Genomic DNA, 391 nt, shown 5'->3' on the forward strand with positions numbered 1-391 from the left:
TCCGGTATTTTGGTGTTGCTGTTCTTGTTGTTTCTTAGCCTCTTCTTCAGCTTTTTTCTTGGCCTCTTCTTCAGCTTTCTTCTTAGCTTCTTCATCAGCTTTTTTCTTAGCTTCTTCTTCAGCTTTTCTTCTAGCTTCCTCATCAGCTTTCTTTTGAGCTTCTTCTTGCTGTTTACGTTGTTGTTCTTGCTGTTGTTCTTGTTGTTTCTTAGCCTCTTCTTCAGCCTTTTTCTTAGCTTCGTCTTGTTTTACTTTATCTTCATTAGCCTTTTTCTGGGCTTCTTCATCAGCTTTTTTCTTAGCTTCTTCATCGGCCTTTTTCTTAGCCTCTTCTTCAGCTTTTTTCGCATCTGGAGTTCCGCCAGGCGCAGTGAAGGATGCACCAACTGCT

Annotated in this window: 1 pseudogene; it reads right to left on the reverse strand. The window is 40.9% G+C overall.

From position 1 onward, the window contains the following. Positions 1–391, reverse strand: a pseudogene (locus MR107_RS32095) (penicillin-binding protein); the annotation flags it as partial.

Origin of the sequence: Bacillus cereus group sp. BfR-BA-01441 (genome assembly GCF_022663075.1) — a bacterium.
Taxonomy (GTDB): Bacteria; Bacillota; Bacilli; order Bacillales; family Bacillaceae_G; genus Bacillus_A; species Bacillus_A cereus.